We start from the raw sequence: 25,375 nt of genomic DNA on the forward strand, positions 1-25,375 counted from the left end.
CGGCCGGGTCCGGACCCTTGTCGTACCATGCCGTCACCGGAGGGAAGGATCCCTCTTTGGCAGCAGGGCCGCGATCTTCGCCGGCCGGTCGTCCGAAACTGTGGCGGCGGAGGGTCGGTACGGGGCCCGGCCGATCCATCGGACGGGCCGGGCCCCGTCGCCCCTCAGCCGGCCTGCTTCACCCGCATGTACCACTCCACCAGGCGGCGGACCTGCCGCTCGGTGTAGCCGCGCGCGACCATGCGCTCGACGAACTCGCCGTGCTTCTTCTCGGTCTCGCCGTCCTTCTTCGAGCCGAAGGAGATCACCGGCAGCAGCTCCTCCACCTGGGAGAACATCCGCCGCTCGATCACCTCGCGCAGCTTCTCGTAGCTGGTCCAGCTCGGGTTGCGGCCGCCGTGCTGCGCCCGGGAGCGCAGGGCGAACTTCACGACCTCGTTGCGGAAGTCCTTCGGGTTGGCGATCCCGGCGGGCTTCTCGATCTTGGTCAGCTCCTGGTTCAGCAGCTCCCGGTTCATCAGCTGGCCGGTCTCGGCGTCCTTGAAGTCCTGGTCCTCGATCCAGGCGTCGGCGTAGTCGATGTACCGGTCGAACAGGTTCTGCCCGTAATCGTGGTACGATTCGAGGTAGGCCTTCTGGATCTCGTGGCCGATGAACTCCGCGTAGCGCGGGGCCAGTTCGGTCTTGATGAATTCCAGGTACTTCTTCTCGGTCTCGGGCGGGAGCTGCTCGCGGCGCAGCGACTGCTCCAGAACGTACATCAGGTGCACCGGGTCGGCCGAGACCTCGGTGGTGTCGTGGTTGAAGGTCGCGGCCAGCACCTTGAAGGCGAAGCGGGTCGAGATCCCGTCCATGCCCTCGTCGACGCCGGCCGTGTCCTTGTACTCCTGCATCGAGCGGGCGCGGGGATCGACCTCGCGCAGGGACTCGCCGTCGTAGACCCGCATCTTGGAGAAGACGTTGGAGTTGGCGTGCTCGCGGAGCCGGGACAGCACCGAGAACCGCGCCAGCATCTCCAGCGTGCCGGGCGCGCAGGCCGCGTCCGACAGCTCCGAGCCGGAGATCAGCTTCTCGTAGATCCGCTGCTCCTCGGTGACGCGCAGGCAGTACGGGACCTTGATCACGTAGATCCGGTCGATGAAGGCCTCGTTGTTCTTGTTGGTCTTGAAGGTCTGCCACTCGGCCTCGTTCGAGTGCGCCAGGATCACGCCGGTGAACGGGATCGCGCCGATATTCTCGGTTCCGACGTAGTTACCCTCCTGCGTCGCGGTGAGCAGCGGGTGCAGCATCTTGATCGGCGCCTTGAACATCTCGACGAACTCGAGGATGCCCTGGTTCGCCCGGTTCAGGCCGCCCGAGTACGAGTAGGCGTCGGGATCGGCCTGCGACAGCGTCTCCAGCCGCCGGATGTCGACCTTGCCAACGAGGGAGGAGATGTCTTGGTTGTTCTCGTCGCCCGGCTCGGTCTTGGCGATGGCGATCTGGCGCAGGCGCGACGGCCGGACCTTGATCACCTTGAAGCGCGAGATGTCGCCGTTGAACTCGTCGAGGCGCTTGAGCGCCCAGGGGCTCATCAGGCCGGTCAGGCGGCGGCGCGGGATGCCGTAGCGGCGCTGGATCTCCTCGCCCATCGTCTCGGGGTCGAACAGGCCCAGCGGGCTCTCGAAGACCGGCGACACCTCGTCCCCAGCCTTGAGTACGTAGACGGGGTGAACCTCCATCAGGAGCTTCAGCCGCTCGGCCAGCGACGACTTACCGCCGCCCACCGGCCCGAGCAGGTAGAGGATCTGCTTGCGCTCCTCCAGCCCCTGCGCGGCGTGGCGGAAGAACGAGACGATCCGCTCGATCGTCTCCTCCATGCCGAAGAACTCGCGGAAGGCCGGGTAGGTCCGGATCGTCCGGTTCATGAAGATCCGGCCGAGGCGCGAATCCCTGGCGGTGTCCACGAATTCCGGCTCGCCGATCGCCGCGAGGATGCGCTCGGCGGCCGAGGCGTACATCAGGGGCTCGTCGCGACAGGCCTCGAGATACTCGGAGAGCGTCATCTCCGTGTCGCGGCGGGCCTCGTACCCTCGGGCGAAGCTCTGGAAAAGGTCGTTCGTCGCATGCATCGGCATTCGATAACCCTCTCAGACCGTGACAGCTTCATCCTGTCTCGGCTCGGATGCAACCGACAGGCCCGCTTTTGTCGCAGTGCGGCGAGCATGGCGCCCGGCATGTCGATTGCATGCAACACTCAGGAGCGCTGAAGGCGTCACGGACGAGACTCCGTGACGCCCCCGGACGGCTGCCCGGGCGGCAGGACTGGGCAGATACCGTTTCGGCCGGAGCCTGCTCACAAATCCGTGCCCTCTTTCTTGCCGTCGTCTCCTGATTTGGTCCCCGCGCCCCCGACCGTGATCTTGACGGTCTGCGTCTGGACTTGGCCGTCGGAGCTCTTGACCTCGAACGTCACTTCGTCGGTGCCGGTGAATCCGTTGTTGGGCTGGTAGAACAGCGCCTGGACGGCCGCTTCCTTGTTGGGGCAGCGGTAGCTCGCCGGCGTCTTCAGCTTGCCGACCTTGGTGATCACCGACCCGTTCTTCGGCGGGCCCGAGACCTTGAACTCCGGCATCGGCCCAGGAGAACAATCCTTCTTGAGGTTGGGCGCGATCTCGATGCGGACCGTCTTGCCGGGCGCCACCGTCTTGGTTCGGCTGGACGGCGTCTGGGCCAGGGCGGGCCCGGCCAGTGCCATGCTCCCTGCGAGCAGCGCGGCGAGCGGACGTAGGGCAATCATGGCAGCGTCTCTCCAGTGCCGACCCGGGACCTCTCCCCGGACACGCGTCCGGATGTCCCGTTCATCGGTGGAGACCATGTGGGGACGCCGCGCACGGGCGTCGAGGGCTCGGGCGGCGGGTTAATTCTGGAGGGCCGCCGCGACGATCCCGGTGATGCGGGCGATCTGCGCCGCGTCGAACTCGCCGGCCAGGGCGGCGGCGAGCCGCCCCTCAACCCGCGCCCGCTCCCCGGCATCGGCCACCGGCACGGGGGGAATCTCGTCCTCGGCCAGCCGGCAGGCCCGGCGAATCGTCTCGGCGGCCGCCAGGAGTTTCTCCCGGTCGGTGGGACCCATCTCCCAGAGCGGGTTGCGCAGGCGGCTGATCACCCGCTTGGCGTCGCGATAGTCCCGGTCGACCCCGGTGGCCGCCTCGATCTGGCTGACGAGGAACATCAGCTCCAGGACTTCGGACGCCGCCTCCGGGCAGGAGCGGACGATCCGCATGATGCGGGCCATCAGTTCCTGGCTGGGCGTCAACTTGGGTTTGGGCGCGGCCATGCGGGCGACAACGCGACGTGTTGCCGGAAAGTTCGCCCGCCGCGCGCGGGGCCGGGGTCGTCGAGCCTGGCAGGCCCGCTCAGGCCTCCATGTCGGGCAGGTCGCGCAGCCCGTCGAGCAGGGCGCGGCAGGCGCGCAGCTCGTCCAGGGCCCCGGCCAGGGCCGCCCGGTCCGACGCGCCGAACGTCGCGCCCCCGGTCCCGCTCCGGGCTCCCGCCTCGGTCTCGACCTCCTGAAGCAGCGGCTCGGCCGCCACGGCCTCGCCGCGGCCGACGGCCTGCACGAAGCGGACGCCGTTCTCCTTGAGCACCCGCTGAGCCCCCGCGATGGTGTAGCGCTGCACGTGCAGGAGGTGGCGGATGCCGGCGACGAGCTCGATGTCCTGGGGCCGGTAGTAGCGGCGCCCCCCCGCCCGCTTCACGGGGCGGATCTGGCCGAAGCGGGTTTCCCAGAACCGCAGGACGTGCTGGGGCACGTCGAGTTCCTCGGCCACCTCGCTGATCGTCCGGAACGCGTGGGCGCTCTTCTCGCCGATCCCGGTCGGCGGTTCGTCAATCGAGGCGGCGAGGGCTGGCGGCATGGGCGTCTTACGGAGCGGGGCGAAGCGGCCCGATCTTGCCGGCTCGCGGGGCCGCACTCAAGCCTGAAGAGCCCGCCCGAAGCGCTCGCCGACGCGGCCGCAATGCGGCGCGCTCAGTCGTCGTCGTGTTCGCCCGCGCCGTTCAGGCCGTTGATCTTGGCCTTGAGCACGTTGGAGGGCTTGAACACCATCACCTGCCGCGGCTCGATCGCGACCTCGACCCCGGTCTTGGGATTGCGGCCGACGCGCTTGCCCTTGCTGCGGACCACGAAGGAGCCGAACGAGGACAGCTTCACCGTCTCGCCGCTCGCGAGGCAGCTGCAGATCTCGGACAGCACGGTCTCGACGAGGGCGGCCGACTCGGTCCGCGACAGGCCCACCTGGTGGTAGACGGCCTCGCTCAAGTCGGCGCGCGTCACCGTCTTGCCTGCCATGCCGTGTCCCCTCGCCCGCGTCGCTCGCCCCATGACGCATGGCGCAGCACCCTTGGCCGCGCCGAACGCTGAAGGCGTATCCCTATGATCCGGCACGCTAATCGGCGCTCCGCCCCCGGTCAACCGCGCCGGGACAGCGAATCGTTTCGGGCGCGCCGCCCGAAACGCTACCAGCGGATCAGCGCGGCGCCCCAGCTGAACCCGCCGCCGATCGCCTCGATCATCACGAGGTCGCCCGCCCGGATGCGGCCGTCCCGCCGCGCCACGTCGAGGGCCAGGGGTATCGAGGCCGCCGAGGTGTTGCCGTGGCGGTCCACCGTCAGGACGATCTTGTCCCGGGCGACACCGAGCTTGTCGGCCGAGGCCTCGATGATCCGGCGGTTGGCCTGATGCGGCACGAACCAATCGAGTTCCTCCGCGGTGATGCCCGCCTGCGCGAAGGCCTCGACGATCACGTCGGTGACCTGCCCGACGGCGAATCGGAACACGTCGCGGCCCTCCATGCGCAGGTGGCCGGTGGTGCCGGTGGAGCCGGGGCCGCCGTCGACGTAGAGCTTCTCCCGGTGGCGGCCGTCCGACCGCAGGCTCGCGCTGAGGACGCCGCGGTCCCCGGCCCCCTCCTGCGCCTCCAGCACGACGGCGCCGGCCCCGTCGCCGAACAGCACGCAGGTGGTGCGGTCCTCCCAGTCGACGATCCGCGAGAAGGTCTCGGCGCCGATCACGAGGGCCCGGCGGGCGGCCCCCGTGGTCAGGAACTTGTCGGCGGTCGAGACCGCGAAGACGAAGCCGGCGCACACCGCCTGCAGGTCGAAGGCCGCGCCCTGATGGATGCCCAGAGCTGACTGGATCTGGGTCGCGGTCGCCGGGAAGGTGTGATCCGGCGTCGAGGTGGCGCAGATCACGAGGTCGATGTCGTCCGCGCTCAGCCCGGCATCGTCGAGGGCCGCCCTGGCGGCGCGCGTGCCGAGGACCGAGGTGGTCTCGTCGGGCCCTGCGAGATGGCGCTGGCGGATCCCGGTCCGCTGGACGATCCACTCGTCGGACGTGTCCACCCGCTCGGCGAGGTCGGCGTTCGTCACCACCCGCGCGGGCAGGCTCGAGCCGGTCCCGACCACCACCGAGCGCAGAGGGGGGACGCGCCGGTGCTGCTCGGGGTCAGTGCGGAGGGTTGCCATCATTGTCCTTCCCGGACGACCCAGCTTCACAATCGCCGGTTGTGAAGCCGCGGGCGTCCGATTTCCATCCCGTCCGTCGACGGAGGCCCGGGGCCGGCGTCAGGCCGGCGCCAGCGCCGCCGTCTGGTCGAGCATCTCGCGGATCGTGCGGATCATGTCGTGGCGCGCCATGTCGTGCGCCAGATCGATCGCCGCGGCGAAGCCCTGCGCGTTCTCCGAGCCGTGGCTCTTGATGACGATGCCCTCGAGGCCGAGGAACACCCCGCCGTTGGCCCGGCTGGGGTTCATCTTGTCCTTGAGGGCCTTGAAGGCCTGCCGCGCGAACAGGGCGCCGATCTTGGCGGCCAGCGTCCGGGTCATGGCGGCGCGGAGATACGTGCCGATCTGCTTGGCGGTGCCCTCGGCGGTCTTGAGGGCGATGTTGCCGGTGAACCCCTCCGTCACCACCACGTCGACCGTGCCGCGCCCGAGATCCGTGCCCTCGACGAAGCCGTGATAGGTCAGGCCGGGGCTCTCCATCTCGCGCAGGATCCGGGCAGCCTCCTTGACCGCCTCGTTGCCCTTCATCTCCTCGGTGCCGACGTTGAGCAGGCCGACGGTCGGACGCTCGAGGTCGAACACGATGCGCGCCATGGCCGAGCCCATCACGGCCATCTCGACGAGGTGCTCGGCATCCGTGCCGATCGTGGCGCCGACGTCGAGCACGACGCTCTCGCCGCGCACGGTCGGCCACAGGCAGGCGATGGCCGGGCGCTCGATGCCCGACATGGTCTTCAGGCAGATCTTGGACATCGCCATCAGGGCGCCGGTGTTGCCGGCCGACACGCAGGCATCGGCCTGCCCGTCGCGGACCGCCTGGATCGCCTGCCACATGGACGACTTGCCCCGGCCCTGGCGCACCGCCTGGCTCGGCTTGTCGTCCATGGCCACGGCCACGCTGGTGTGGCGGATCTCCACGCAGTCCTTGAGCCGGGGCTCCTTGGCGACCAGCGGCGCGATCACCGCCTCGTCGCCGAACATGAGGAAGGTGGTGCCGGGATGGCGCTCCCGGGCCAGCGCCGCGCCGGGCACGACCGTGGTGGGCCCGTGGTCGCCACCCATGGCGTCGAGCGAGATGCACACGCGTTGGGACATGTCGGTAGCGGGTCGCGGGTCTCGGCGGGAAAGGGGTCGGACGGCGGCGGGACGGGGCTCGCCGGGCGCGGCGGACCATAGCGATACCGGCCCGGCGGGCAAATGAAATCGGGCGGCCGGCGGTTCCGGCCGGACGCGGCGGCCTCAGCCGTCGCGGTCGCGGAGCTTGCGCAGGCCGTCGAGGGGTCCGGCCTCGTCGCCCGCCACGACCGGCTCGAAGGCGATGCCGGGCTTGCGCGGGTACGGGTCGAGGCCCAGCGCCAGGAACTCGGCGGTGAGCGCGCCGAAATCGATGCGGCCGCCGACCAGGGGGTCGGGGATGTCGGCGTCCTCGGCATCGGTGCCGGCGAGCCGGTCGGTGTCGGTGAACACCACCTCGACCGGCTCCCGGACCGGCGCCTCGAAGGGTTCGAGGCTGACGGTGCAGACCTGGGTCACCAGGGCCTCCACGGTGCCGGTCACGGTGAGGCGGCTGGTCGCCCCCTCGATGGCGAAGCGCCCGACGAGGTCGCGGATCCCCGGGATGCCGAAATCGGCGGCCAGCGCCGCGCACTCGGCCGGGCTCGCCTCCACGGTGACGGCGCCGCGCCCCTGGGGCAGGCGCTCGACATTGACCCAGCGCGCGAGCGGGAAAGCGTCCTGGCCGGCATCGCGGCTGCTGGCATCGCGGCTCATGCGCGTCCTCCGTGGTCAGGGCCGGCCGGTACCGGCGCGAAGCCGTCGGGCTCCGGGAAGGGCGGCCCGGCCGCGAGCAGCCCGTCGAGATCGGCCCCGGCGAGGGCGGCGTCGGCCGCCCGCACGTAGGCGGCGAGACCGCGCCCGTCCCCCTCGCCGCCGAGCACGTTGCGGACGAGGGTGGCCGCCAGGGCCGCGGCGTCGCCGGCCTCCAGGGCCGCGTCGTAGCCCTCGGCCCGGCCGTAGAAGGCGGCGCCGAGCTTCTTCATCCGCTTGGACACGCCCATGTCGCCGACGCCGAGTTCGCGCAGGGAGGCGTCGAGCTGGGTGAAGACCGAGTTCACCAGATCCTGCGCCACCTCGGCGGCCGGCGGCGGCAGCCGGTTCAGCCGGCGCAGGACCAGGATCGCGTGCAGGCACAGGGATTCGAACCGGCCCTCCACGGTGTCGGGCACGCCGAGATCCGTGTAGAGGCCCGGCCGGCGCGCGGCCTCGCTCAGGGCGACGTGCAGCCCCTCGACGGCGCGGCGGCGCGCGCCCGCGCGGCGGAACAGCCCGGCGATCATCGGTGTCGAACCCCGGCCCTCTGTGGCCAAGCTTGCCTTGTCAAAGCCATAACCCCGCGGTACGGCAACCCACGCCCAGGGCGCAAGCGCCGTCGGAGCCCCGTGCCGGCGGCGACGGTCGCGCCCCGTCCGTCAACACGCTCTCTGGGGGCCCGATGCGGCGCCGTTTCGTCCAGTCCTTCGCGCGCCTCGCCCTGCTCGGCCTCGCGGCAACCGGTCTGTCGGGCTGCATCGGCGAGGAGCTGCGCCACGGCTACCAGGTCGATCAGGCGGCGCTCGCCACGATCAAGCCCGGCATGGGCCCCGAGCAGGTGCTGCAGATCCTGGGCACGCCCTCGACCGTGTCCACGGTCGGCAACAAGTCCTGGTACTACATCTCGCAGAACACCCGCCGGACGATCATGTTCCTGGGCGAGCAGGTCGAGGACCAGAAGGTCACGGCCGTGTACTTCACCCCCGCCTTCAAGGTCGAGCGCGTGGCGCTCTACGGCCTGCAGGACGGCCGGATCTTCGACTTCATCGAGCGCACCACGCCGACGAGCGGCGCCGACCGCGCCTTCCTCAGCCAGCTGTTCCGCGGCCTGACCCGCTACGAGCCGTTCGGCAGCGGCAGCGGCACCAGCGTCGTGCCGGGCGCGAATCGCGGCATGTGACCGGCCTCGCCCGCCACGAGGCGGGCGATCGCCCCGGGCTCCGGGAACAGGTGCTCGGGGCCGTGGGACGCGAGGGCCCGCGGGTCGGTGTAGCCCCAGGCCACGGCGCCGAACGGGCAGCCCAGCGCCCGCGCCGCCTCGAGGTCCCGGATCTCGTCGCCGACGCAGAGGGCCCGGTGCGGCGGCACCCCGGCCCGCGCGAGCAGCGCCCGGAGCCGGCGCGCCTTCCCGAAGATCGACGCCCCGCAGGCGTAGCTGCCGATGCGGGCGGCATTGTCCGGTCCGAGCACCCGCCGCACCGTGTCGGCGCGATTCGACGACAGGATCGCCAGCGGCACGCCCGCCGCCGCGATCGCGGCCAGCATCGCCGGGACGCCGGGAAACAGGGGGATCTGCGCGGCGTCGCGGGCGGCCAGCGCGTGCATGTGGCGGGCGATGAGCGGCAGCTTCCAGCGCGGGATGCCGAGATGGGCGACGATCGCCCGGGCGCCCTGGAGCCGGAGCTCCTCCACCTCGTGGGCCTCGACCCGGCGGAAGCGGTAGCGGTCGGCGACGCCGTTCAGCACCGAGCAGAACCACCCGAAACTGTCGGCCAGCGTGCCGTCGAAGTCGAGGACGACGAGACCCGGCCCGGGCGCGGCCGGCATCCGGGCCGGCATCCGAGCCACGTCAGGTCCGCAGGTTCTCGAGCGGGACGCTGAGCCGCATCAGGAGACCGCCCGGCGCCCAGTCGTGCTCCAGCGCCCCGTCGAGCTGGCCGGCGACGCTGCGCTCGGCCAGCACCGTGCCGAATCCCTTCCGGGACGGCGCGCCGGCGATCTGCGGGCCGCCCTCCTCGCGCCAGGTCAGGGTGTAGCGGCCCGCCTCGCGGGTCCCGCTCAGCGAGACGCCGCCCTCCCGCGTCGACAGGCCGCCGTACTTGACCGCGTTCGTCGCCTGCTCGTGCATGATCAGCGCGAGGGCCGTGGCGGTGCGCTCGCCGATCTCGGCATCGTCCCCCGAGATCACCACGCGGGCGCGTCCGTTCTCCTCGTAGGCGGCCATGATCAGGCGCATCAGCCCGAGCACCGTCTGGCCAGCGACCGGCGGGGCGCTGTCGGGGGAGTGCGGGCGGACGTATTCGTGGGCCCGGGCCAGGGCGCCGAGCCGCTCGCGGAACGCGGCCACGAAGGGCTTGGCCGCGGGGTCGGTCCGCGCGGTCAGGGCGGCGAGGCCGCCCACCACCGCGAAGATGTTCTTGATCCGGTGCGACAGCTCGCGGATCAGCAGGTCGCGGGCCTCCTCGGCGCGCTTGGCCTCGCGCAGGTCGCGGGTGACGGTGGCGTAGCCGAGCTCGGTCCCGGTCGGGTCGCGCACCGGGAAGATGTTGTAGAGCACGGCCAGGGGCTCGCCGGTGACGAAGTGTCGGAAGGCGAGTTCGCCCTCCCAGAACCCGTCCCGGCGCACCGCCGGCATCACGGTCTCGGCCAAGATCCGGCGGCTGTCGTCGGTGAAGAAGTCGGGCACCTTCTTGGCGCGGGCGGCGGCGAGATCGGGCAGGCCGACCAGGGCCATGGCCGCCTCGTTGAGATGGGTGATCGCGCCCTCAAGGGTGCTGAGCCCGATGAAGTCCTTGGACGTCTCGACGATCGCCGCGAGCTTGCGGGCCTCGGCCTCGGCGCGCTTCAAATCGTCGATGTCGGTGCAGGTCCCGAACCACCGCTCGATCCGCCCCTCGGCGTCCCGGATCGGCATGGCCCGCCCCAGGGTCCAGCGGTAGTCGCCGCTGTGGTGGCGCAGGCGATACTCGATCTCGTAGGGCTCGCCGGTCGCGAGGCAGTGGCGCCACCGCGCCCAGGCCCTGTCCTGGTCCTCGGCGTGGAACACACCGTTCCAGCCCTCGCCGTCGGTGGAGCCGTAGGGGACGCCGGTGAACTCGTACCAGCGGTCGTTGTAGTAGTCGTGGAACCCGTCCGGCCGCGTGGTCCAGACCATCTGGGGCATCGCCGAGGTCATCACGCGGAAGCGGCGCTCGCTCGCGGCGATCTCCGCCTCGCGGGCGGCGACCTGCGCCAGCGTCCGGCGGTGCTCCAGCAGGCTGGAGATCTGGCGCGCCAGCGCCAGCAGGGTCGCGGTCTGCTCCGAATCGAGCCCCTCCGGCCGCGGGACGCGGTCCAGCACGCACAGCGCGCCCAGCGGGATGCCGTGGCTGCCGCGGATCACCGCACCCGCGTAGAACCGGAAGGCCGGTGCCCCGGTCACGAGGGGATTCTCGGTGGTCCGGGGGTCCGTGGTCAGGTCCGGGATGACGAGAAGGTCGCCGGCCTCGATCGTGTGGGCGCAGACCGAGCAATTGATCGGCAGCTCGCGCTTGCCGAGGCCCACCTCCGATTTGAACCACTGCCGCTCGGCATCGACGAGGCTGACGAGCGCGACCGGCGCCCGGCAGACATAGGCGGCGACCCGCACGAGGTCGTCGTAGAGCGGCTCGGGCTCGGAATCGAGGATCGCGAGATCGCGCAGTTCGGCGATCCGGTCGGCGGCGCGCCAGCGCCCGTCGGTCGGTCCGGCTTCCGCGAGCGCGTGAGGTGCAGGCACATCCATGGTCCTGCCCTCACATAGGCGCGCGACGGCCCGCTGCCAAGGAATTGCCGCGGTTTCCTGCCGCAGCCCTCCGGGCCGCGGCAGGGCGCGCGACGGCGGCGCGTCAGGCGGCGCGGGACTCGGTCAGGGTCGGGTAGTCGACGTAGCCCTCGGGGCCCTGGCTGTACCACGTCGCGGCGTCGTCCTTGGCGAGCGGCGCCTTCCTGGCGATCCGCTCGGCGAGGTCCGGGTTGGCGATGAAGGTCCGGCCGAACGCGATGGCGTCGGCCTCGCCGGCATCCAGCGCCTTCTGGCCGCTGACCCCGTCGTAGTCGGCGTTCAGGATCATCGGGTTGCGGAACACGCGCCGCATCGCCGGGGCGATCGGCGGGTGGTCGGCCTTGCCGAAGGTGCCGTTCGGCCCCGGCTCGCGCATCTCCAAGAAGGCGATCCCGGCATCGGCGAGCGCCTGGGCGGCGGCGACGAAGAGCGGCTCCGGGTTCGAGTCGTTGCAGCCCTGGATCGCGCCGTTCGGCGAGAGGCGGACGCCCGTGCGCTCGGGTCCGGCGACCTTCGCCACCGCCTCGGTCACCTCGCGCAGGAGCCGCACCCGGTTCTCGATGGAGCCGCCGTACTGGTCGGTGCGGTGGTTGGTGCCGTCGCGGAGGAACTCGTCGATCAGGTAGCCGTTCGCGGCGTGGATCTGCACCCCGTCGAACCCGGCCGCCAGGGCGTTGGCGGTGGCCCGCTCGTAATCGGCGAGCAGGCGCGGGATCTCGGACACCTCCAGGGCGCGGGCCTCGCTGTAGGGCTTCTTGCCGGAATAGGTGTGGGCCTGGTCGGGGGCCGTGGTGGGCGAGGACGAGACCGGCTTGGCGCCGCCGAGGAAGTCCGAATGGACCATCCGGCCCATGTGCCAGATCTGGCAGACGATCTTGCCGCCCCGGTCGTGAACGGCCTTCACGATCGGCCGCCACGCATCGACCTGGGCGTCGGACCAGATGCCCGGCGCGTAGGGCCAGCCGAGGCCCTCCTGGCTGATTCCGGTGGCCTCGGTGAGGATCAGGCCGGCGCCGGCGCGCTGGGCGTAGTACTCGGCCATGATCGGGGTCGGAACGTGCTCGCGGGTGCCGCGGCCGCGGGTCAGCGGCGCCATGAAGATCCGGTTCTTCGCCTCGATGGCGCCGATGCGGATCGGGTCGAGCAGGGACGGCATGGGTTACCTCGTGCTGGTGCGGCGGGGGCCGCGTCCGGGTTTTAATTCGACGCCGAGGTGGCGCTGCGGCGCCGCGATGCCAAGGTGCTGCGCCGCGGGACTGGCCGTCGCGTGCGGGGGCGCACACGGCGAAACGGGAAGGGCCGGGCTCGCGGAGAGCCCGGCCCCGTCGGCCGATCCGGTCTTCGCGGAACTCAGCTGTGCGCCAGCACGGCGAGCAGCAGCAGGGCGATGATGTTGGTGATCTTGATCGCCGGGTTCACGGCCGGACCGGCGGTGTCCTTGTAGGGGTCGCCGACCGTGTCGCCGGTCACCGCCGCCTTGTGGGCGTCGGAGCCCTTGCCGCCGTGGTGGCCGTCCTCGATGTACTTCTTGGCGTTGTCCCAGGCGCCGCCGCCCGAGGTCATCGAGATCGCCACGTAGAGCCCGGTGAGGATCACGCCGAGCAGGCTCGCGCCCACGGTGGCGAAGGCCTGGCTCTTCCCGGCGATGAACTGGATCACGAAGAACAGCACCACCGGCGACAAGACCGGCAGCAGCGACGGGATGATCATCTCCTTGATCGCCGCGCGGGTGAGCATGTCCACCGCCCGCCCGTAATCCGGCCGGTCCGTGCCCTGCATGATGCCGGGCTTGGCCCGGAACTGGCGCCGGACCTCCTCGACCACCGCGCCCGCCGCGCGCCCGACCGCCGTCATGGCGATGCCGGCGAACAGGAACGGGATCAGGCCGCCGAGCAGCAGCCCGACCACGACGTAGGGGTTGGAGAGCGAGAAATCGACGCTGACGCCCTGGAAGAAGCGGTACTGCGTCGGGCTCGCATGGGCGATGAAGTAGTTCAGGTCCGACGTGTAGGCGGCAAACAGCACCAGCGCGCCGAGACCCGCCGAGCCGATCGCGTAGCCCTTGGTCACCGCCTTGGTGGTGTTGCCGACCGCGTCGAGGGCGTCGGTCGACTTGCGCACCTCCGAGGGCAGGCCCGCCATCTCGGCGATGCCGCCGGCATTGTCGGTGACCGGCCCGAAGGCGTCCAGCGCCACGATGAAGCCCGCGAGCGCCAGCATGGCGGTGACCGCGATGGCGATGCCGAACAGGCCGGCGAGCGCGTAGGTGCTGATGATGCCCGCCACGATCACGATGGCCGGCAGCGCGGTCGATTCGAGCGAGATCGCCAGCCCCTGGATCACGTTGGTGCCGTGGCCGGTCACCGACGCGTCGGCGATCGACTTCACCGGGCGGAAGTTGGTGCCCGTGTAGTACTCGGTGATCACGACGATCAGCGCCGTGATGGCGAGCCCGATCACCGCGCAGCCGAACAGCGCGGCCGACGTGAAGGTCAGGCCGGTCGAGGTGGTGAAGCTCGTCGAGAAGCCGCCGAGCAGGGTCATGTTGACCGCCGCGATCGCCGCGATGGAGAGCACGCCGGCGGCGATCAGCCCCTTGTAGAGCGCCCCCATGATCGACTGGTTCGCGCCGAGCCGCACCGCGTAGGTGCCGGCGATGGAGGTGAGGATGCAGGCCGACCCGATGGCGAGCGGGTACAGCATCATCGGCTCGAGGACGTCGCGGTTGCTCCCGCCCGCGCCGGAGAAGAAGATCGCGGCCAGCACCATCGTGGCGACGACCGTGACCGCGTAGGTCTCGAACAGGTCGGCCGCCATGCCGGCGCAGTCGCCGACATTGTCGCCGACGTTGTCGGCGATGGTGGCGGGGTTGCGCGGATCGTCCTCCGGGATGCCGGCCTCGACCTTGCCGACGAGGTCTCCGCCGACATCGGCGCCCTTGGTGAAGATGCCGCCGCCGAGGCGGGCGAAGATCGAGATCAGCGAGGCGCCGAAGCCGAGCGCCACGAGGGCGTCGATCACCTCGCGGCTCGACGGCTCGAGATGGGCGGCGCGGGTGAGGAACAGGTAGTAGAGGGCCACGCCCAGCAGCGCGAGGCCCGCCACCAGCATGCCGGTCACCGCCCCCGACTTGAAGGCGACGTCGAGGCCGCCGCCCAGCGAGGTCGAGGCGGCCTGGGCCGTGCGGACGTTGGCCCGCACCGAGACGTTCATGCCGATGAAGCCGGCCGCGCCCGACAGCACGGCGCCGATCAGGAAGCCGACCGCGACCTTGATCCCGAGGAAGACGGCGAGGAGGACGAACAGGACGACGCCGACGAGGCCGATCGTCGTGTATTGCCGCCGGAGATAGGCCTGCGCGCCCTCGGCGATGGCGGCGGCGATCTCCTGCATGCGCTGCGTGCCGGCGTCGCGCCGCATCACGTCGAGGATCGTGACGATGCCGTAGGCGACGGCGCAGAGCCCGCCCGCGATGATCAGGACCAAGGGAATCATTCGACCGTCCTTGTTATTATCGTGCCTGGCGTTGGCTTGTGATTGTCGAGCTTGGCCGCCGGACGACGGCCATGGGACGCGGCGCTCGGATTCGGGGCTTTCCTTCCCAGAACAATGCCTTGATTGCCAAACTTCGCCGGGGAGCGCAAACGCCGCGTCGGCGGGCGACGCCGGGAATCGGGTCTCACGACCCGAGGGCTAAAAAGCCCTCGAACCCGCAATGCTGCATTATGTTGCAGATCTGGTTTCCCGCCGGCCGCTGCACCCGGTTCCATGGGCGCGAGGCCCCTCTTCCGTGCGGGAGAGGGGGCCGAGCGCGGCTCCCGCGAGCGGAGATGCCCGTCCCCCGAACCGGAACATCAAGAACGCGAGCGGCTCGAGCGGCCGTTAACGTCGCCTTAACCAACCGATATTCTATTTTTGGTTGTATTCGGACGAGGGACTCGCCATGAGCAGCGACCAGGCCGCCAGGTTGGCGGCGACCATCGAGGTGTTGAGCGGCGCGGTCGGCTTCCTGATCGCAGAGCGGGTCGCGGCGCAGCCGGTCACGATCCAGGACGACCTGCTCTGCGTGCTGCAGCGCGCCCTGTCCCGGGCGCCGGGCGCGGGCGGGGACCCGGCCGGCCGCTGGATCCCGGTGGTCGCCGCCGCGATGATCGGCGAGGTCCGGCGCCAGATCGGCCACCCGGCCGGGGATTCCGCCGGCCCGATGATCTCGGGACTGGACGCGATCTGGGCGTCAGAAGTGGCTGAAGGCTCCGGTCGCGAACACGCGCTCGGCGCCATCGCGCATTTCGAAGCGCGGCGGGCCGTCGCCTGAGGTGACGGTGCCGATGGCGGCGACGGCGATCCCGGCCGCCGCGGCCTCGGCCCGGAAATCCGCCAGGCGCTCCGGCGCGACGGTGCAGAGGATCTCGTAATCGTCGCCGCCGGTCAGGACCGCCTCGATCAGGGCGGGGTCCGCCGCGCAGGCGCACCGGGCCGCCTCCGAGAGCGGCACGTCCGCCGTCGCCACCCGGGCGGTGCGGCCCGCGCCCAGCATCTTGGCGAGATCGCCCGCGAGGCCGTCGGACACGTCCATGGCCGCCGAGGCGTGGCGGCGGATGGCCGGCGCGGCGGCGAGCCGCGGGCGCGGGTGCAGGTAGCGGTCGGCGAGTTCGGCCCGCAGCGCCGGATCGAGGCTGGCCGCCCAGGGGGCGTCGCCCTCCAGGCGCATCCGCAGGCCGAGGGCGGCGTCGCCGATCGTGCCGGTAACGCAGATCCGGTCGCCGACCCGCGCGGTGGTGCGCCGCACGATGGTGCCGGTCGGCAGCTCGCCGAACGCGCTCACGGAGATCAGCGCGGGGCCGCCGGAGCGCACCGTGTCGCCGCCCAGCAGCGGGCAGCCGGCCGCCTCGGCCGCCGCGCCGAGCCCCTGCGCGAATCCGGCGAGCCAGGCCTCCGTCCAGTCGTCGGGCAGCGCGAGGGTCAGCAGGAAGCCGCGCGGGACCGCGCCCTTGGCGGCGATGTCGGAGAGGTTCACGCCGAGCGCCTTGCGGGCGATCGAGGCCGGCGGATCCTCCGCGAAGTAGTGGACGCCCGCCACCACGGCGTCGGCGGTGAGGACGAGGTCGTGGCCCGGCGCGGGCGTCAGCGTGGCGGCGTCGTCCCGGAGCCCGTCGGCGCCCGGCCCCGCGAGCGGGGCGAAGTAGCGGGCGATCAGCCCCTCCTCGGAGGCGCGGGCCGGCCCGGCCAAGACTCAGGCCTTCCCGGCCGACGGTTTCCCAGCCGCAGCTTTGCCGGGGAGCGGCTTGGACGAGCCCGGCTTGCCCGAGGCCTTCGGGGCCCCGACCTCGCCCGGCCGGACCTCCCGGGCGACCCGGTCGAGGACGGCGTTGACGAGGCCCGGCTCGTCGGCGGTGTAGAAGCTGTGGGCGACGTCGACGTATTCCGAGATCGCCGCGGCCGCCGGCACGTCGCGGCGGAACATCAGCTCGTAGGCGCCCGCCCGCAGGATCGCCCGGAGCACGATCTCGATGCGGCGCAGCGGCCAGCCCTGCGCGAGGGCCTGGTCGAGCTTGGGGTCGATGGCGCGCTGCTCCTCGACCGTGCCGCGCAGCAGGTCGCGGAAGAACGCGGTCTCGGCCGGGGGATGGGCGATCCCGTCGACCTCCTGGCCGATCCAGAAGGCCTCGAACTCGGCGAGGGCGTCGAGCACGCCCTTGCCGGAGACGTCCATCTCGTAGAGCGCCTGCACCACCGCGAGGCGGGCGCCGCTGCGCAGGCTGATCTTTGCGGCGGCGCCGGCGGTGCCGGTGCCATTCTCCGCGCCGGTCTCCGGCTGGGTCTCGGGGGTCCCGGTCATGGGTGTATCCGTCATCGCGGGCGCGCGCCTTCGGCCGCACGCTTCAGGGCGAGCACGCCGAGCGCCGCCTCGGCGGCGCCGCCGCCCTTGTTCATCTCGGCGACCCGGGCGCGGGCGAGCGCCTGCGCCTCGGTCTCGACCGTGAGGATGCCGTTGCCCAGCGGCACGCGGCGCTGCACCGACAGGTCCATGAGCGCCCGGGCGCTCTCGCCGGCGACGATGTCGTAGTGGCCGGTCTCGCCGCGGATCACGCAGCCGAGCGCCACCACGGCGTCGTAGGCGCCCGTGTCGAGCAGGATCGCCACGGCGGCGGGGATCTCCAGGGCCCCCGGCACGGTGACCACGGTGGCCTGCGCGTCGGCGGCCGCGATCGCCGCCAGGGCGCCAGCCAGGAGTTCGTCGGCGATCGCGTCGTAGTAGCGCGCCTCGACCACGAGGATCCGGGCGCCGGCGAGCGCCGGGTCGGTGGGCTTGGGCGCCGAATCGGCGCGGGTATGGGCGACCATGGCTCTCGTCCGGCCGGGTTTTCGGGAACGGGCGGGCGGCACATCGGGCACCCGCACGGGGGAGGACGGTTAGACCGAAGCGGCCGGCGCCACAAGCCGCGCGGGATCGCCCCCGGCCCGCGCCGCGGCCGCGGCGGCGCGCCCTACCCGACCAGCGGCGGCAGCGGCGGGGCCGCGGGGCCGCCCTCCGGCAGGGCCGTGCGGGCGACGTTCATCGTCATGGCGAGCAGCGCGTAGTAGCCGTTGATGCCGGTCAGATCGATCGCCCCCTGCTCGCCGAAGCGCGCGACCAGGGCCGCGTAGGTCGCGTCGCTCACCGCGCGGTTGCGCATCAGCTCGGTCGAGAAAGCGTAGGCGAGGGCCTCGTCGGCGCTCATCGTGTCGGGGCGGCGCCCCTCGGCCAGCGCCCGCGCGGTCTCGGGGGCGACCCCGGCCTCGAGGGCGATCGGGTGGTGGATCGCCCACTCGACCGGCTGGCTCCACTCCCGCGCGACCACCAGGATCGCGAACTCGCTGATCCGCAGCGGCAGGACGCTGCCGTAGCGCAGGTACTGGCCCATCCGGCTCGCGCACAGCATCAGCTCGGGGCTGCGCAGGAGTGGCACGAACGGCCCGAAGACCGGGACGCCGCGCTCGGCCCGGAACGCGGCCGCCGCCTCTTCCTGCGCCGGGGACAGGCCGCCGGCCCGGATCTCCGGCATGCGCTCCGCGCTGGTCTGCCCGCTGGCCATGCGTTTCCCCTCCGTGCTCCGGCGCCGACGCGCGGCCCGCTCTGGATTTCCGGTGCCCGTGCGCCTAGACCATTGGGGCTCACCGGCACGCACCGCGCCCGACCGGGCGGCGATCCCTGAACGCCAGCGAGGCTTACGGCTTTGGCCCTCCCCGTCAACGAACGCCGGCGCATCATGCTGCTCACGGGCGCGAGCCGGGGCATCGGCCACGCCACCGTCAAGCGCTTCTCGGCCGCGGGCTGGCGCGTGATCACCTGCTCGCGCCACGCCTTCCCGGAGAACTGCCCCTGGGAGATGGGGCCCGAGGACCACCTGCAGGTCGACCTCGCCGACGCGCAGGACACGGTCCGCGCCGTCGAGGAGGTGCGGGGCCGGCTCGCCGCCGAGGGCGGGGTGCTGCACGCGCTGGTCAACAATGCCGGGATCTCGCCGAAGGGGCCGGAGGGCGAGCGCCTCGGCGCGCTGGCCACCGAGTTCGACACCTGGCAGCGGGTCTTCCAGGTCAACCTCTTCGCCACGATCCTGCTGGCCCGGGGCCTGCGCGAGGAACTGGCCCGGGCCAAGGGCTCGGTCGTCAACGTGACGTCGATCGCCGGCTCGCGCGTCCACCCCTTCGCGGGGGCGGCGTACGGCACCTCCAAGGCGGCGCTGGCTGGCCTGACCCGCGAGATGGCCGCCGATTTCGGGCCGCTCGGCGTGCGGGTGAACGCGATCTCGCCGGGCGAGATTGACACGTCGATCCTGTCGCCCGGCACCGAGAAGCTCGTCGAGCAGATCCCGCAGCGCCGGCTCGGCACGCCGGACGAGGTCGCCAAGGCGATCTACTTCCTGTGCACCGAGGCCTCCTCCTACGTGAACGGCGCCGAGCTCCACATCAACGGCGGCCAGCACGTTTGACCAGATCGGTCGCTTCCTGGGGCGCTTCCGCGCGCCGGCACCCGGCGGCTTGCCGCGGGCGGGTCGCGCTCGTCCTGGGCCTCCTCGCGTGCGCCGCGCCCGTCGCGGGTGCGCGGGCCGAGCCCGGGATCCGGATCCTCGACCTGCCCTTCAAGGTGCGGGCGCTGCGCGGCTCGCGCAGCGAGGCCGCGGTCTCGGTGGCGACCTCCGGGCTCCTGCCGATCACCGGCGGCACGGCAGGGGCAAAGGCCGGCGCGCAGGGCGGCGGACAGCAGGCCGGCGACGAGGAGAGCGCGCCGATCGCCGTGGTCTGGGGCGACGACGGCGGCGCCGTGCTCGCCCTCGCAGAGGGCGGCGTCACCGTGCGGCCGATCGGCCGGGACGCGGTCGAGGGGCTGACCGCCGCCGAGACGCCGCGCGGGGCCCTGCCGGGCTCGCGCCGCGCCCTCTCGGGCCCCCTGAGCGCCTATCTCACCGGGCGCACGCGCTCCCCCGACGGCGGCGCGGCCGCCGCGGTGCTGACGATCCGCGAGCGCCAGCCGATGGCGGTGAGCACCGATCCGAAGCCCGTCCCCGTGGCCACCGTGACGGTGCCGGCGGGGGGCGAGGCCGTGTTCGCGCCGCTGCGGCCGCGCCTGTTGCGCCTCGGGGACCGCCCGGCGCTGCTGGCGGCGACGCTGTCCGGCGCGGATGCCGGCGGCCTCGTGCTGATCGACCGGCCCGCCGGCGATCCGGGCGCGGCCTGGGCCGTCGCCGCCCGCACGCCCGCCCAGCCGGGCCCGCCCCTCAAGATCGCCGGCATCGCGGATTTCTCCGGATCGGGCGCCACCCAGGCCGCGACGGTCAGCGCCAAGGGCCGGCTCCAGCTCTGGACGCTGCGTCCCGACGCGATCGAGCCCGCCGGCGAGGCCGCGGGCTACGCGGCCGGCGACGGCGATTCGGATCTCGCCGTGACCGTTCCGACCGGCGGCAGCCCCGAGCTCGTCCTGCCGGTGGCGGGCCGGCCGGAGATCGCCTTCGTGGCGGCCAAGGGCGGCCTGCGCGAGCGGGCGCGCGTGCCGCTACCGGCCCCCGCGGAGACCGGCATCGTCGTCCTCGGCGAGGGCGCGGCGGCGCGGCTGCTCGTCGGCCTCGCCGACGGCCGGGTGGCCGTCGTGGCACCGGACGGGGGCAAGCCGTGACCGCGGGCGCACCGGATCCCGACAGCCGGCTGTTCCCGGCCCGGCCCTTCGTGGGCGCGTCGATCGCGGTGATCCGCGGCGAGCGGGCCCTGCTGGCGGCGCGGGCCAACGAGCCGATGCGCGGCGTCTGGACCCTGCCGGGCGGCCTCGTGGAGGCGGGCGAGTCCCTGGCAGAGGCGGCCCTGCGCGAACTGTCCGAGGAGGTCGGCCTGCCCGCCGAGGTGGTCGGCGTGCTCTCGCCCACCGAGATCATCGTCCGGGACGAGGCCGGACGGGCCCGCCACCACTACGTCGTCCACCCGCACGCCGCCCTGTGGTGCGGCGGCGAGCCCGTGGCCGGGCCCGAGGCCCTGGGCACCCGGTGGGCGACGCTCGCGGAGGTCGCGACCCTTCCGACCACCCCCGGCCTGGTCGACACCCTGCGCGAGGCCTTCGCGCGGGTGGCGGCCCGGGGCACGGATGGAACCACGGACGGGAGCGCGGATCGGCACGCGAACCGCGCGGGAATGCCAGGCGGGGAGCCGACGGCGTGAGGCGCCCCGCGACCCTCCTGTGCCTGCTGGCGCTCCTGGCAGGCCCGGTCTCCGCGCCGGCGCTGGCGCAGCAGCGCTCCGGCCGGAGCGGCGCGCCCGCCAAGGAAGCCGCGAAGGAGCCGTCCAAGGAGCCAACCGCCCCCGCGGACGTGCCCGCGCCCTACGACCGCGACCTGCTGCGCATGTCCGAGATCATCGGGGCCCTGGCGTTCCTGCGGAACCTCTGCGCGGCCCCGGACGCGGCCGACTGGCCGGCCCGCATGAAGGCGCTGATCGACTCCGAGGGCGTGACCCCGGCCCGCCGCGACCGGCTGGCCGGCGCCTACAACCGCGGCTACCGCGGCTACGCGCTGACCTACCGGGTCTGCACGCCCGCGGCCCACGAGGCGGCCGCCCGGTACGTCGCGGAGGGCGACCGGCTGTCGCACGCTCTGGCCGGGCGTTTCGGGGGGTGATGCAGGTACAGCACACATACCGGCGATGCCGGCGAAACATCGGATTTGAGCGCTCGCGTTAACCGATCCGAAATTCTCGGCTGGCCGAGCCGCCGGGACCTGCTTATCATCCATTGCGTCCGCCGGGCCCCGTGTCCGGCGCAATGGAAGTATCCGGCCATGCAGCACAGCTCTCACACCGCCCCCATCGAGGTCGATGTCGAGGAGAAACGCGTCGCGCTGAGTTACGTCTCGGAAGCGTTCGCGGAAGGCTGCCTCGATGGTCTCGACGGTGACTGCATGGCCCAGGCCGCCCTGTTCGCGGCCTTTCAGGAACTCGTGACGACGTACGGCGAAGAAGCCACGGCCCGCTACGCGGAGGGATTCCCGGAGCGCATCCGCGGGGGCGCGTTCACCACGACGCTCCAGCATTGAGCGCGTGAGCGCGGACGGTTGAGGCGCGGGCGGTCAGCGACTACGTCCCGGGTCCGCGGTCCGGCCAGCCGGACCGTCCGCGCCCCGAGGAATCGCCGCCCATGCCCGTCGCCCTGCTGCCGGACCGCGCCCTGGTCACCGTCACCGGACCGGACGCCACGACGCTGCTCCAGGGCGTCCTGACCTGCAACGTCGAGACGCTCCAGCCCGGTGAGGCGCGCCTCGGCGCCCTGCTCACGCCGCAGGGCAAGATCCTCTTCGATTTCCTGGTCTCGCGGATCCCCGACGGCTTCCGGTTCGACGTGCTGGCCGACAGGGCCGCGGACCTCGCCAAGCGCCTGACGCTCTATCGCCTGCGCGCGCAAGCGACCATCGCGGCCGACCCAACCGTCGCGGTCGCGGCGGCCTGGGCCGGCGCGGCCCCGCCCGCCGCGGAGGCGCTGGCCGATTCCCGCGCGGCCGATCTCGGCGCCCGTCTCTACGCCGAAGCGGGCGCCTTCTCGGCGGACGCCGCCGAGGCCGAGTACCACGCGCACCGGATCGCCCTCGGCGTGCCCGAGGGCGGACGCGACTTCGCCTTCGGCGACGCTTTCCCGCACGAGGCGCTGATGGATCAGCTCGGCGGTGTCGACTTCCGCAAGGGCTGCTACGTCGGCCAGGAGGTGGTCTCGCGGATGCAGCACCGGGGCACGGCCCGGACCCGCATCCTGGCGGCCGCCTACGCGGACGCCGCGCCCGCGCCCGGCACCGAGATCACAGCGGGCGGCAAGGTGCTCGGCACCACGGGCAGCGCCGCGGGGAACCGCGGCCTCGCCACGGTCCGCCTCGACCGACTGGGCGACGCACTCGCCTCCGGCGAGACCCCGCGCGCGGGCGACCAGCCCGTGACGCTGGCGCGCCCCGCCTGCGCGACCTTCGCCATGCCGGACGCGGCGGCGAGCGCGGCCGGGTAGGATCGCGACGCGCGGGATCGGGCCGCGTGACCGCGGCGCGTCTTGCACCGGCGGAAGGGACCGTCGAGGTGGCCGTGCGGCCGCCGCCGCGACGGTGGCGTTCCGCTCCTGTTCTCGTTACCATCGCCGTATGTCCGAGACCGGCCTCATCGCCCATCCCGACGGCTGCCCACGCTGCTGGTGGGCCGGGCTCGACCCGCTCTACGTCGCCTATCACGACACCGAGTGGGGCGTGCCCGAGCATGACGGCCGCGCTCTCTACGAGAAGCTGATCCTCGACGGCTTCCAGGCCGGCCTGTCGTGGATCACCATCCTGCGCCGCCGGGACGGGTTCCGCGACGCCTTCGCGGATTTCGATCCCGAGCGGATCGCCCGCTTCACCGAGGCGGACGTCGCGCGGCTGATGGCCGACACCCGCATCATCCGCAACCGCGCCAAGATCCAGGGCACCGTCGCGGGCGCCCGGGCGTGGCTGCGGATCGAGGAGCGCGGCCCCGGCTTCGCGCACTTCCTGTGGGACTTCGTCGACGGCCGGCCGGTCCAGGGCACGGCCCGGACCCGCGCGGAGATCGCCACCGAGACGCCGGTCTCCCGGGCGATCGGCAAGGCCCTGAAGGCCGAGGGCTTCTCCTTCTGCGGGCCGACCATCGTGCACGCGTTCATGCAGGCGGTGGGCATGGTCAACGATCACCTCGTCGGCTGCCACCGGCACGGGCCCTGCGCTGCGCTCGGCGGGTCCCGGTGAGCGCGCCGCCGCGCGCGTGGCAGCGCATGCTCTCTGGCCGCCGCCTCGACCTCCTCGACCCGGCGCCCGGGGACATCGAGATCGCCGACATCGCCCACGGCCTTGCCCGGGTCGCGCGCTGGAACGGCCAGACCCGCGGGCCGCACGTCTTCTCGGTGGCGCAGCACAGCCTGCTGGTCGAGGCGGTGGGCCGCCACCTCGCGCCCGGCTGCACCGACCGGGACGGGCTCGAGCTGCTCCTGCACGACGCGCCGGAATACGTGGTCGGGGACATCATCTCGCCGCTCAAGGCCGCCATCGGCGACGCCTATCGCGGCGTCGAGCTGCGCCTGCTCGCGGCGGTGCGCCGCCGCTTCGGGCTGGCCGCTCCCTCGCCCGCGCTCGCCCGGCTCGTGAAGCGAGCCGACCGGATCGCCGCCCACGTCGAGGCGGTGCGCCTCGCCGGCTTCGCGCCGGAGGAGGCCGAGCGCTATTTCGGCCCCTCGGTCGACCTGCCCGAGCCGGTGCCGGCCCTGGCCGAGCCGTGGCCGACCGCCGAGGCCGAGGCGCGATTTCTCGCGCGCTTCACCGCCCTGTCCCCGCCCTGACGGATCTTCGCCCTCGATCCGTCACGATCGCAGGTCACTGGCGCCCCACCATGCCGACCCTCCACGTCTGTCCGCTCTCGCGCCTGCCCGAGACCGTCGCCGCCACGGGCGCGAGCCACGTGCTCACGCTGATCAATGTCGGCACGCCGCTGGAGCGGCCGGCCGTGATCGACGCCGCGAACCACGCCATCATCTGGGTCAGCGACATCGCGGCGGCCCGGGACGGACACGTTTTGCCGGCTGAAGAACACGTGGCCCGGCTTCTCGACTTCGTCCGGACCTGGCCGCGGGAGAAGCCGCTGGTGATCCACTGCTACGCCGGGATCAGCCGCTCGACGGCCGCCGCCTACATCGCGGCCTGCGCGCTGGCGCCCGAGCGCGACGAGGCGGCGATCGCCGACGCCCTGCGGTCCGCCTCGCCCTCGGCGACGCCCAACGCCCTTTTCGTGGCGATCGCCGACCGGATGCTGGATCGCGACGGCCGCATGGTCGCGGCGATCGCCCGCATCGGGCGCGGCGCCGACGCCTTCGAGGGCACGCCGTTCACCCTCGCGCTGGCGTGAACCGAACGCAGGTGCGAAGTGTGGCGCAAACGCCGCCGCGGCCGTCCAAAACGGTGCGGACCCGGCCGGCGGACTGGCCCCCAGGGTTGTGGCGACCGGGGATCGCGCCGTACAAACACCCCCAAAGGAAGTATCTGGGATGAGTGCGAGCAGACCCGAGGTGGCCCCCGCCGCCGGCGACCTGCCCTTCGAGAAGGCGCTGGAACAGCTCGAAGAAATCGTCCGCCGGCTCGAGCGCGGCGACGTGCCGCTCGACGAGTCGGTGGCGATCTACGAGCGCGGCGAGGTGCTGAAGAAGCATTGCGAGGCGCTGCTGAAGCGGGCCGAGGCGCGGATCCAGCGGATCACGCTGGGCGCCGACGGGCGGCCCGAGGGCGTCGCCCCACTCGACATGTCCTGAGGCTCGGCGGTCGAACCGATCCCATCCGTTAGAGGTTGATGCCGTGGCGATTACCCCCGAGCAGAGTGCACTTCTCGACCGCGTTCCGTCTCCTTCGGCGCTGCGGCGTCTTCCGGAGTCGGAGCTTCCGGCGGTGGCGGACGCGGTGCGCGCCGAGATGATCGACGCGGTCTCGATCACCGGCGGCCATCTCGGCTCGGGGCTCGGCGTCGTCGAGCTGACCGTGGCGCTGCACCACGTGTTCGACACCCCCGACGACCGCATCGTCTGGGACGTCGGACACCAGTGCTACCCCCACAAGATCCTCACCGAGCGCCGCGACCGCATCCGGACGCTCCGCCAGGGCGGCGGCCTGTCCGGCTTCACCAAGCGCTCCGAGAGCGTCTACGACCCCTTCGGCGCCGCCCACTCCT

The 25,375-nt window shown here is 72.6% G+C and carries 30 protein-coding genes; 13 read left to right on the forward strand and 17 right to left on the reverse strand.

Features of this window, described 5'->3' with window-relative positions:
- Positions 1 to 164: 164 nt before the first annotated feature.
- The 9 genes from ACLBYB_RS22030 to ACLBYB_RS22070 form a co-directional block, all read right to left on the reverse strand.
- The gene (locus tag ACLBYB_RS22030; protein WP_091979915.1) at positions 165 to 2,117 is read right to left on the reverse strand and encodes a PrkA family serine protein kinase; all 1,953 of its coding nucleotides are present in this window, start codon (positions 2,115 to 2,117) and stop codon (positions 165 to 167) included.
- Positions 2,118 to 2,335: 218 nt separating this feature from the next.
- Positions 2,336 to 2,779 (reverse strand): Ig-like domain-containing protein, encoded by a 444-nt coding sequence (locus ACLBYB_RS22035; protein WP_026605036.1) that lies wholly within the window; start codon positions 2,777 to 2,779, stop codon positions 2,336 to 2,338.
- Between the two features lie 120 nt (positions 2,780 to 2,899).
- Positions 2,900 to 3,319, reverse strand: coding sequence for a hypothetical protein (locus ACLBYB_RS22040; RefSeq protein WP_447700054.1), 420 nt, complete (start codon positions 3,317 to 3,319; stop codon positions 2,900 to 2,902).
- 79 nt (positions 3,320 to 3,398) lie between these two features.
- On the reverse strand, positions 3,399 to 3,899 hold the full coding sequence (locus tag ACLBYB_RS22045; RefSeq protein WP_447700055.1) for a MerR family transcriptional regulator: 501 nt from the start codon (positions 3,897 to 3,899) through the stop codon (positions 3,399 to 3,401).
- 113 nt (positions 3,900 to 4,012) lie between these two features.
- Positions 4,013 to 4,333 carry an integration host factor subunit alpha gene (locus ACLBYB_RS22050; RefSeq protein WP_012320898.1) on the reverse strand — a complete coding sequence of 107 codons (321 nt, stop codon included), beginning with the start codon at positions 4,331 to 4,333 and terminating at the stop codon, positions 4,013 to 4,015.
- A gap of 167 nt (positions 4,334 to 4,500) precedes the next feature.
- Positions 4,501 to 5,508, reverse strand: coding sequence for a beta-ketoacyl-ACP synthase III (locus ACLBYB_RS22055; protein WP_056531284.1), 1,008 nt, complete (start codon positions 5,506 to 5,508; stop codon positions 4,501 to 4,503).
- Positions 5,509 to 5,607: 99 nt separating this feature from the next.
- On the reverse strand, positions 5,608 to 6,642 hold the full coding sequence (gene plsX / locus ACLBYB_RS22060; protein WP_091927318.1) for a phosphate acyltransferase PlsX: 1,035 nt from the start codon (positions 6,640 to 6,642) through the stop codon (positions 5,608 to 5,610).
- Between the two features lie 144 nt (positions 6,643 to 6,786).
- Positions 6,787 to 7,317, reverse strand: coding sequence for a YceD family protein (locus ACLBYB_RS22065; protein WP_020093879.1), 531 nt, complete (start codon positions 7,315 to 7,317; stop codon positions 6,787 to 6,789).
- Positions 7,314 to 7,883, reverse strand: a complete 570-nt coding sequence (locus ACLBYB_RS22070; protein WP_447700056.1) for a ubiquinol-cytochrome C chaperone family protein — start codon at positions 7,881 to 7,883, stop codon at positions 7,314 to 7,316. The genes ACLBYB_RS22065 and ACLBYB_RS22070 overlap by 4 nt, the downstream gene beginning before the upstream one ends.
- Before the next feature lie 155 nt (positions 7,884 to 8,038).
- Between ACLBYB_RS22070 and ACLBYB_RS22075 the strand changes: the two genes are divergently transcribed.
- On the forward strand, positions 8,039 to 8,536 hold the full coding sequence (locus tag ACLBYB_RS22075; protein ID WP_020093881.1) for an outer membrane protein assembly factor BamE: 498 nt from the start codon (positions 8,039 to 8,041) through the stop codon (positions 8,534 to 8,536).
- On the opposite strand, the gene ACLBYB_RS22080 is transcribed toward ACLBYB_RS22075, so the two are convergent.
- The 4 genes from ACLBYB_RS22080 to ACLBYB_RS22095 all read right to left on the reverse strand — a co-directional run bounded on the left by ACLBYB_RS22080 (position 8,473) and on the right by ACLBYB_RS22095 (position 14,653).
- Entirely contained in the window at positions 8,473 to 9,183 is a 711-nt protein-coding gene (locus ACLBYB_RS22080) for an HAD hydrolase-like protein (protein WP_447700057.1), read from the reverse strand. The two genes, ACLBYB_RS22075 and ACLBYB_RS22080, sit on opposite strands and share 64 nt — an antisense overlap.
- A gap of 22 nt (positions 9,184 to 9,205) precedes the next feature.
- On the reverse strand, positions 9,206 to 11,119 hold the full coding sequence (locus ACLBYB_RS22085; protein ID WP_132367009.1) for a PAS domain S-box protein: 1,914 nt from the start codon (positions 11,117 to 11,119) through the stop codon (positions 9,206 to 9,208).
- A gap of 103 nt (positions 11,120 to 11,222) precedes the next feature.
- Positions 11,223 to 12,314 carry an alkene reductase gene (locus ACLBYB_RS22090; protein ID WP_447682529.1) on the reverse strand — a complete coding sequence of 364 codons (1,092 nt, stop codon included), beginning with the start codon at positions 12,312 to 12,314 and terminating at the stop codon, positions 11,223 to 11,225.
- A gap of 194 nt (positions 12,315 to 12,508) precedes the next feature.
- Complete coding sequence (locus tag ACLBYB_RS22095) at positions 12,509 to 14,653, reverse strand: sodium-translocating pyrophosphatase (RefSeq protein WP_447700058.1); 2,145 nt, start codon at positions 14,651 to 14,653, stop codon at positions 12,509 to 12,511.
- 448 nt (positions 14,654 to 15,101) lie between these two features.
- Between ACLBYB_RS22095 and ACLBYB_RS22100 the strand changes: the two genes are divergently transcribed.
- Positions 15,102 to 15,473, forward strand: a complete 372-nt coding sequence (locus tag ACLBYB_RS22100; RefSeq protein WP_447700059.1) for a hypothetical protein — start codon at positions 15,102 to 15,104, stop codon at positions 15,471 to 15,473.
- On the opposite strand, the gene thiL is transcribed toward ACLBYB_RS22100, so the two are convergent.
- The 4 genes from thiL to ACLBYB_RS22120 form a co-directional block, all read right to left on the reverse strand.
- Positions 15,393 to 16,388, reverse strand: a complete 996-nt coding sequence (thiL, locus tag ACLBYB_RS22105) for a thiamine-phosphate kinase (RefSeq protein WP_447700060.1) — start codon at positions 16,386 to 16,388, stop codon at positions 15,393 to 15,395. The genes ACLBYB_RS22100 and thiL overlap by 81 nt on opposite strands.
- Before the next feature lie 3 nt (positions 16,389 to 16,391).
- The gene (gene nusB / locus ACLBYB_RS22110; protein ID WP_447700061.1) at positions 16,392 to 16,997 is read right to left on the reverse strand and encodes a transcription antitermination factor NusB; all 606 of its coding nucleotides are present in this window, start codon (positions 16,995 to 16,997) and stop codon (positions 16,392 to 16,394) included.
- 11 nt (positions 16,998 to 17,008) lie between these two features.
- Entirely contained in the window at positions 17,009 to 17,503 is a 495-nt protein-coding gene (ribH, locus tag ACLBYB_RS22115; protein ID WP_020093929.1) for a 6,7-dimethyl-8-ribityllumazine synthase, read from the reverse strand.
- A 143-nt stretch (positions 17,504 to 17,646) separates the two neighbouring features.
- Positions 17,647 to 18,234, reverse strand: a complete 588-nt coding sequence (locus ACLBYB_RS22120) for a carboxymuconolactone decarboxylase family protein (protein ID WP_447700062.1) — start codon at positions 18,232 to 18,234, stop codon at positions 17,647 to 17,649.
- Positions 18,235 to 18,408: 174 nt separating this feature from the next.
- Here ACLBYB_RS22120 and ACLBYB_RS22125 point away from each other — a divergent pair, with 174 nt between their 5' ends.
- The 11 genes from ACLBYB_RS22125 to ACLBYB_RS22175 all read left to right on the forward strand — a co-directional run.
- Entirely contained in the window at positions 18,409 to 19,131 is a 723-nt protein-coding gene (locus ACLBYB_RS22125; RefSeq protein WP_041372745.1) for an SDR family NAD(P)-dependent oxidoreductase, read from the forward strand.
- Positions 19,128 to 20,312: a hypothetical protein gene (locus ACLBYB_RS22130; RefSeq protein WP_447700063.1), complete on the forward strand. Its 1,185-nt coding sequence runs from the start codon at positions 19,128 to 19,130 to the stop codon at positions 20,310 to 20,312. The genes ACLBYB_RS22125 and ACLBYB_RS22130 overlap by 4 nt, the downstream gene beginning before the upstream one ends.
- Positions 20,309 to 20,845 carry an NUDIX hydrolase gene (locus ACLBYB_RS22135; RefSeq protein ID WP_447700064.1) on the forward strand — a complete coding sequence of 179 codons (537 nt, stop codon included), beginning with the start codon at positions 20,309 to 20,311 and terminating at the stop codon, positions 20,843 to 20,845. The genes ACLBYB_RS22130 and ACLBYB_RS22135 overlap by 4 nt, the downstream gene beginning before the upstream one ends.
- Positions 20,842 to 21,300 carry a TIGR02301 family protein gene (locus tag ACLBYB_RS22140; protein ID WP_447700065.1) on the forward strand — a complete coding sequence of 153 codons (459 nt, stop codon included), beginning with the start codon at positions 20,842 to 20,844 and terminating at the stop codon, positions 21,298 to 21,300. Before ACLBYB_RS22135 ends, ACLBYB_RS22140 begins: the two co-directional genes overlap by 4 nt.
- A 159-nt stretch (positions 21,301 to 21,459) precedes the next feature.
- Positions 21,460 to 21,714 (forward strand): hypothetical protein, encoded by a 255-nt coding sequence (locus ACLBYB_RS22145; protein ID WP_012320917.1) that lies wholly within the window; start codon positions 21,460 to 21,462, stop codon positions 21,712 to 21,714.
- Between the two features lie 101 nt (positions 21,715 to 21,815).
- Positions 21,816 to 22,667 carry a CAF17-like 4Fe-4S cluster assembly/insertion protein YgfZ gene (gene ygfZ, locus ACLBYB_RS22150; RefSeq protein WP_091927310.1) on the forward strand — a complete coding sequence of 284 codons (852 nt, stop codon included), beginning with the start codon at positions 21,816 to 21,818 and terminating at the stop codon, positions 22,665 to 22,667.
- Between the two features lie 130 nt (positions 22,668 to 22,797).
- Positions 22,798 to 23,412 (forward strand): DNA-3-methyladenine glycosylase I, encoded by a 615-nt coding sequence (locus ACLBYB_RS22155; protein ID WP_091927309.1) that lies wholly within the window; start codon positions 22,798 to 22,800, stop codon positions 23,410 to 23,412.
- 26 nt (positions 23,413 to 23,438) lie between these two features.
- The gene (locus ACLBYB_RS22160; protein ID WP_447700066.1) at positions 23,439 to 23,999 is read left to right on the forward strand and encodes a hydrolase; all 561 of its coding nucleotides are present in this window, start codon (positions 23,439 to 23,441) and stop codon (positions 23,997 to 23,999) included.
- 50 nt (positions 24,000 to 24,049) lie between these two features.
- Positions 24,050 to 24,562 (forward strand): tyrosine phosphatase family protein, encoded by a 513-nt coding sequence (locus ACLBYB_RS22165; RefSeq protein WP_020093937.1) that lies wholly within the window; start codon positions 24,050 to 24,052, stop codon positions 24,560 to 24,562.
- Between the two features lie 139 nt (positions 24,563 to 24,701).
- Positions 24,702 to 24,962 carry an exodeoxyribonuclease VII small subunit gene (locus ACLBYB_RS22170; RefSeq protein WP_192711363.1) on the forward strand — a complete coding sequence of 87 codons (261 nt, stop codon included), beginning with the start codon at positions 24,702 to 24,704 and terminating at the stop codon, positions 24,960 to 24,962.
- A gap of 43 nt (positions 24,963 to 25,005) precedes the next feature.
- Positions 25,006 to 25,375: 1-deoxy-D-xylulose-5-phosphate synthase N-terminal domain-containing protein (locus ACLBYB_RS22175; protein ID WP_447700067.1), on the forward strand; the 370-nt coding region annotated here is incomplete at its 3' end.

This window comes from Methylobacterium sp. D54C (assembly GCF_053345595.1).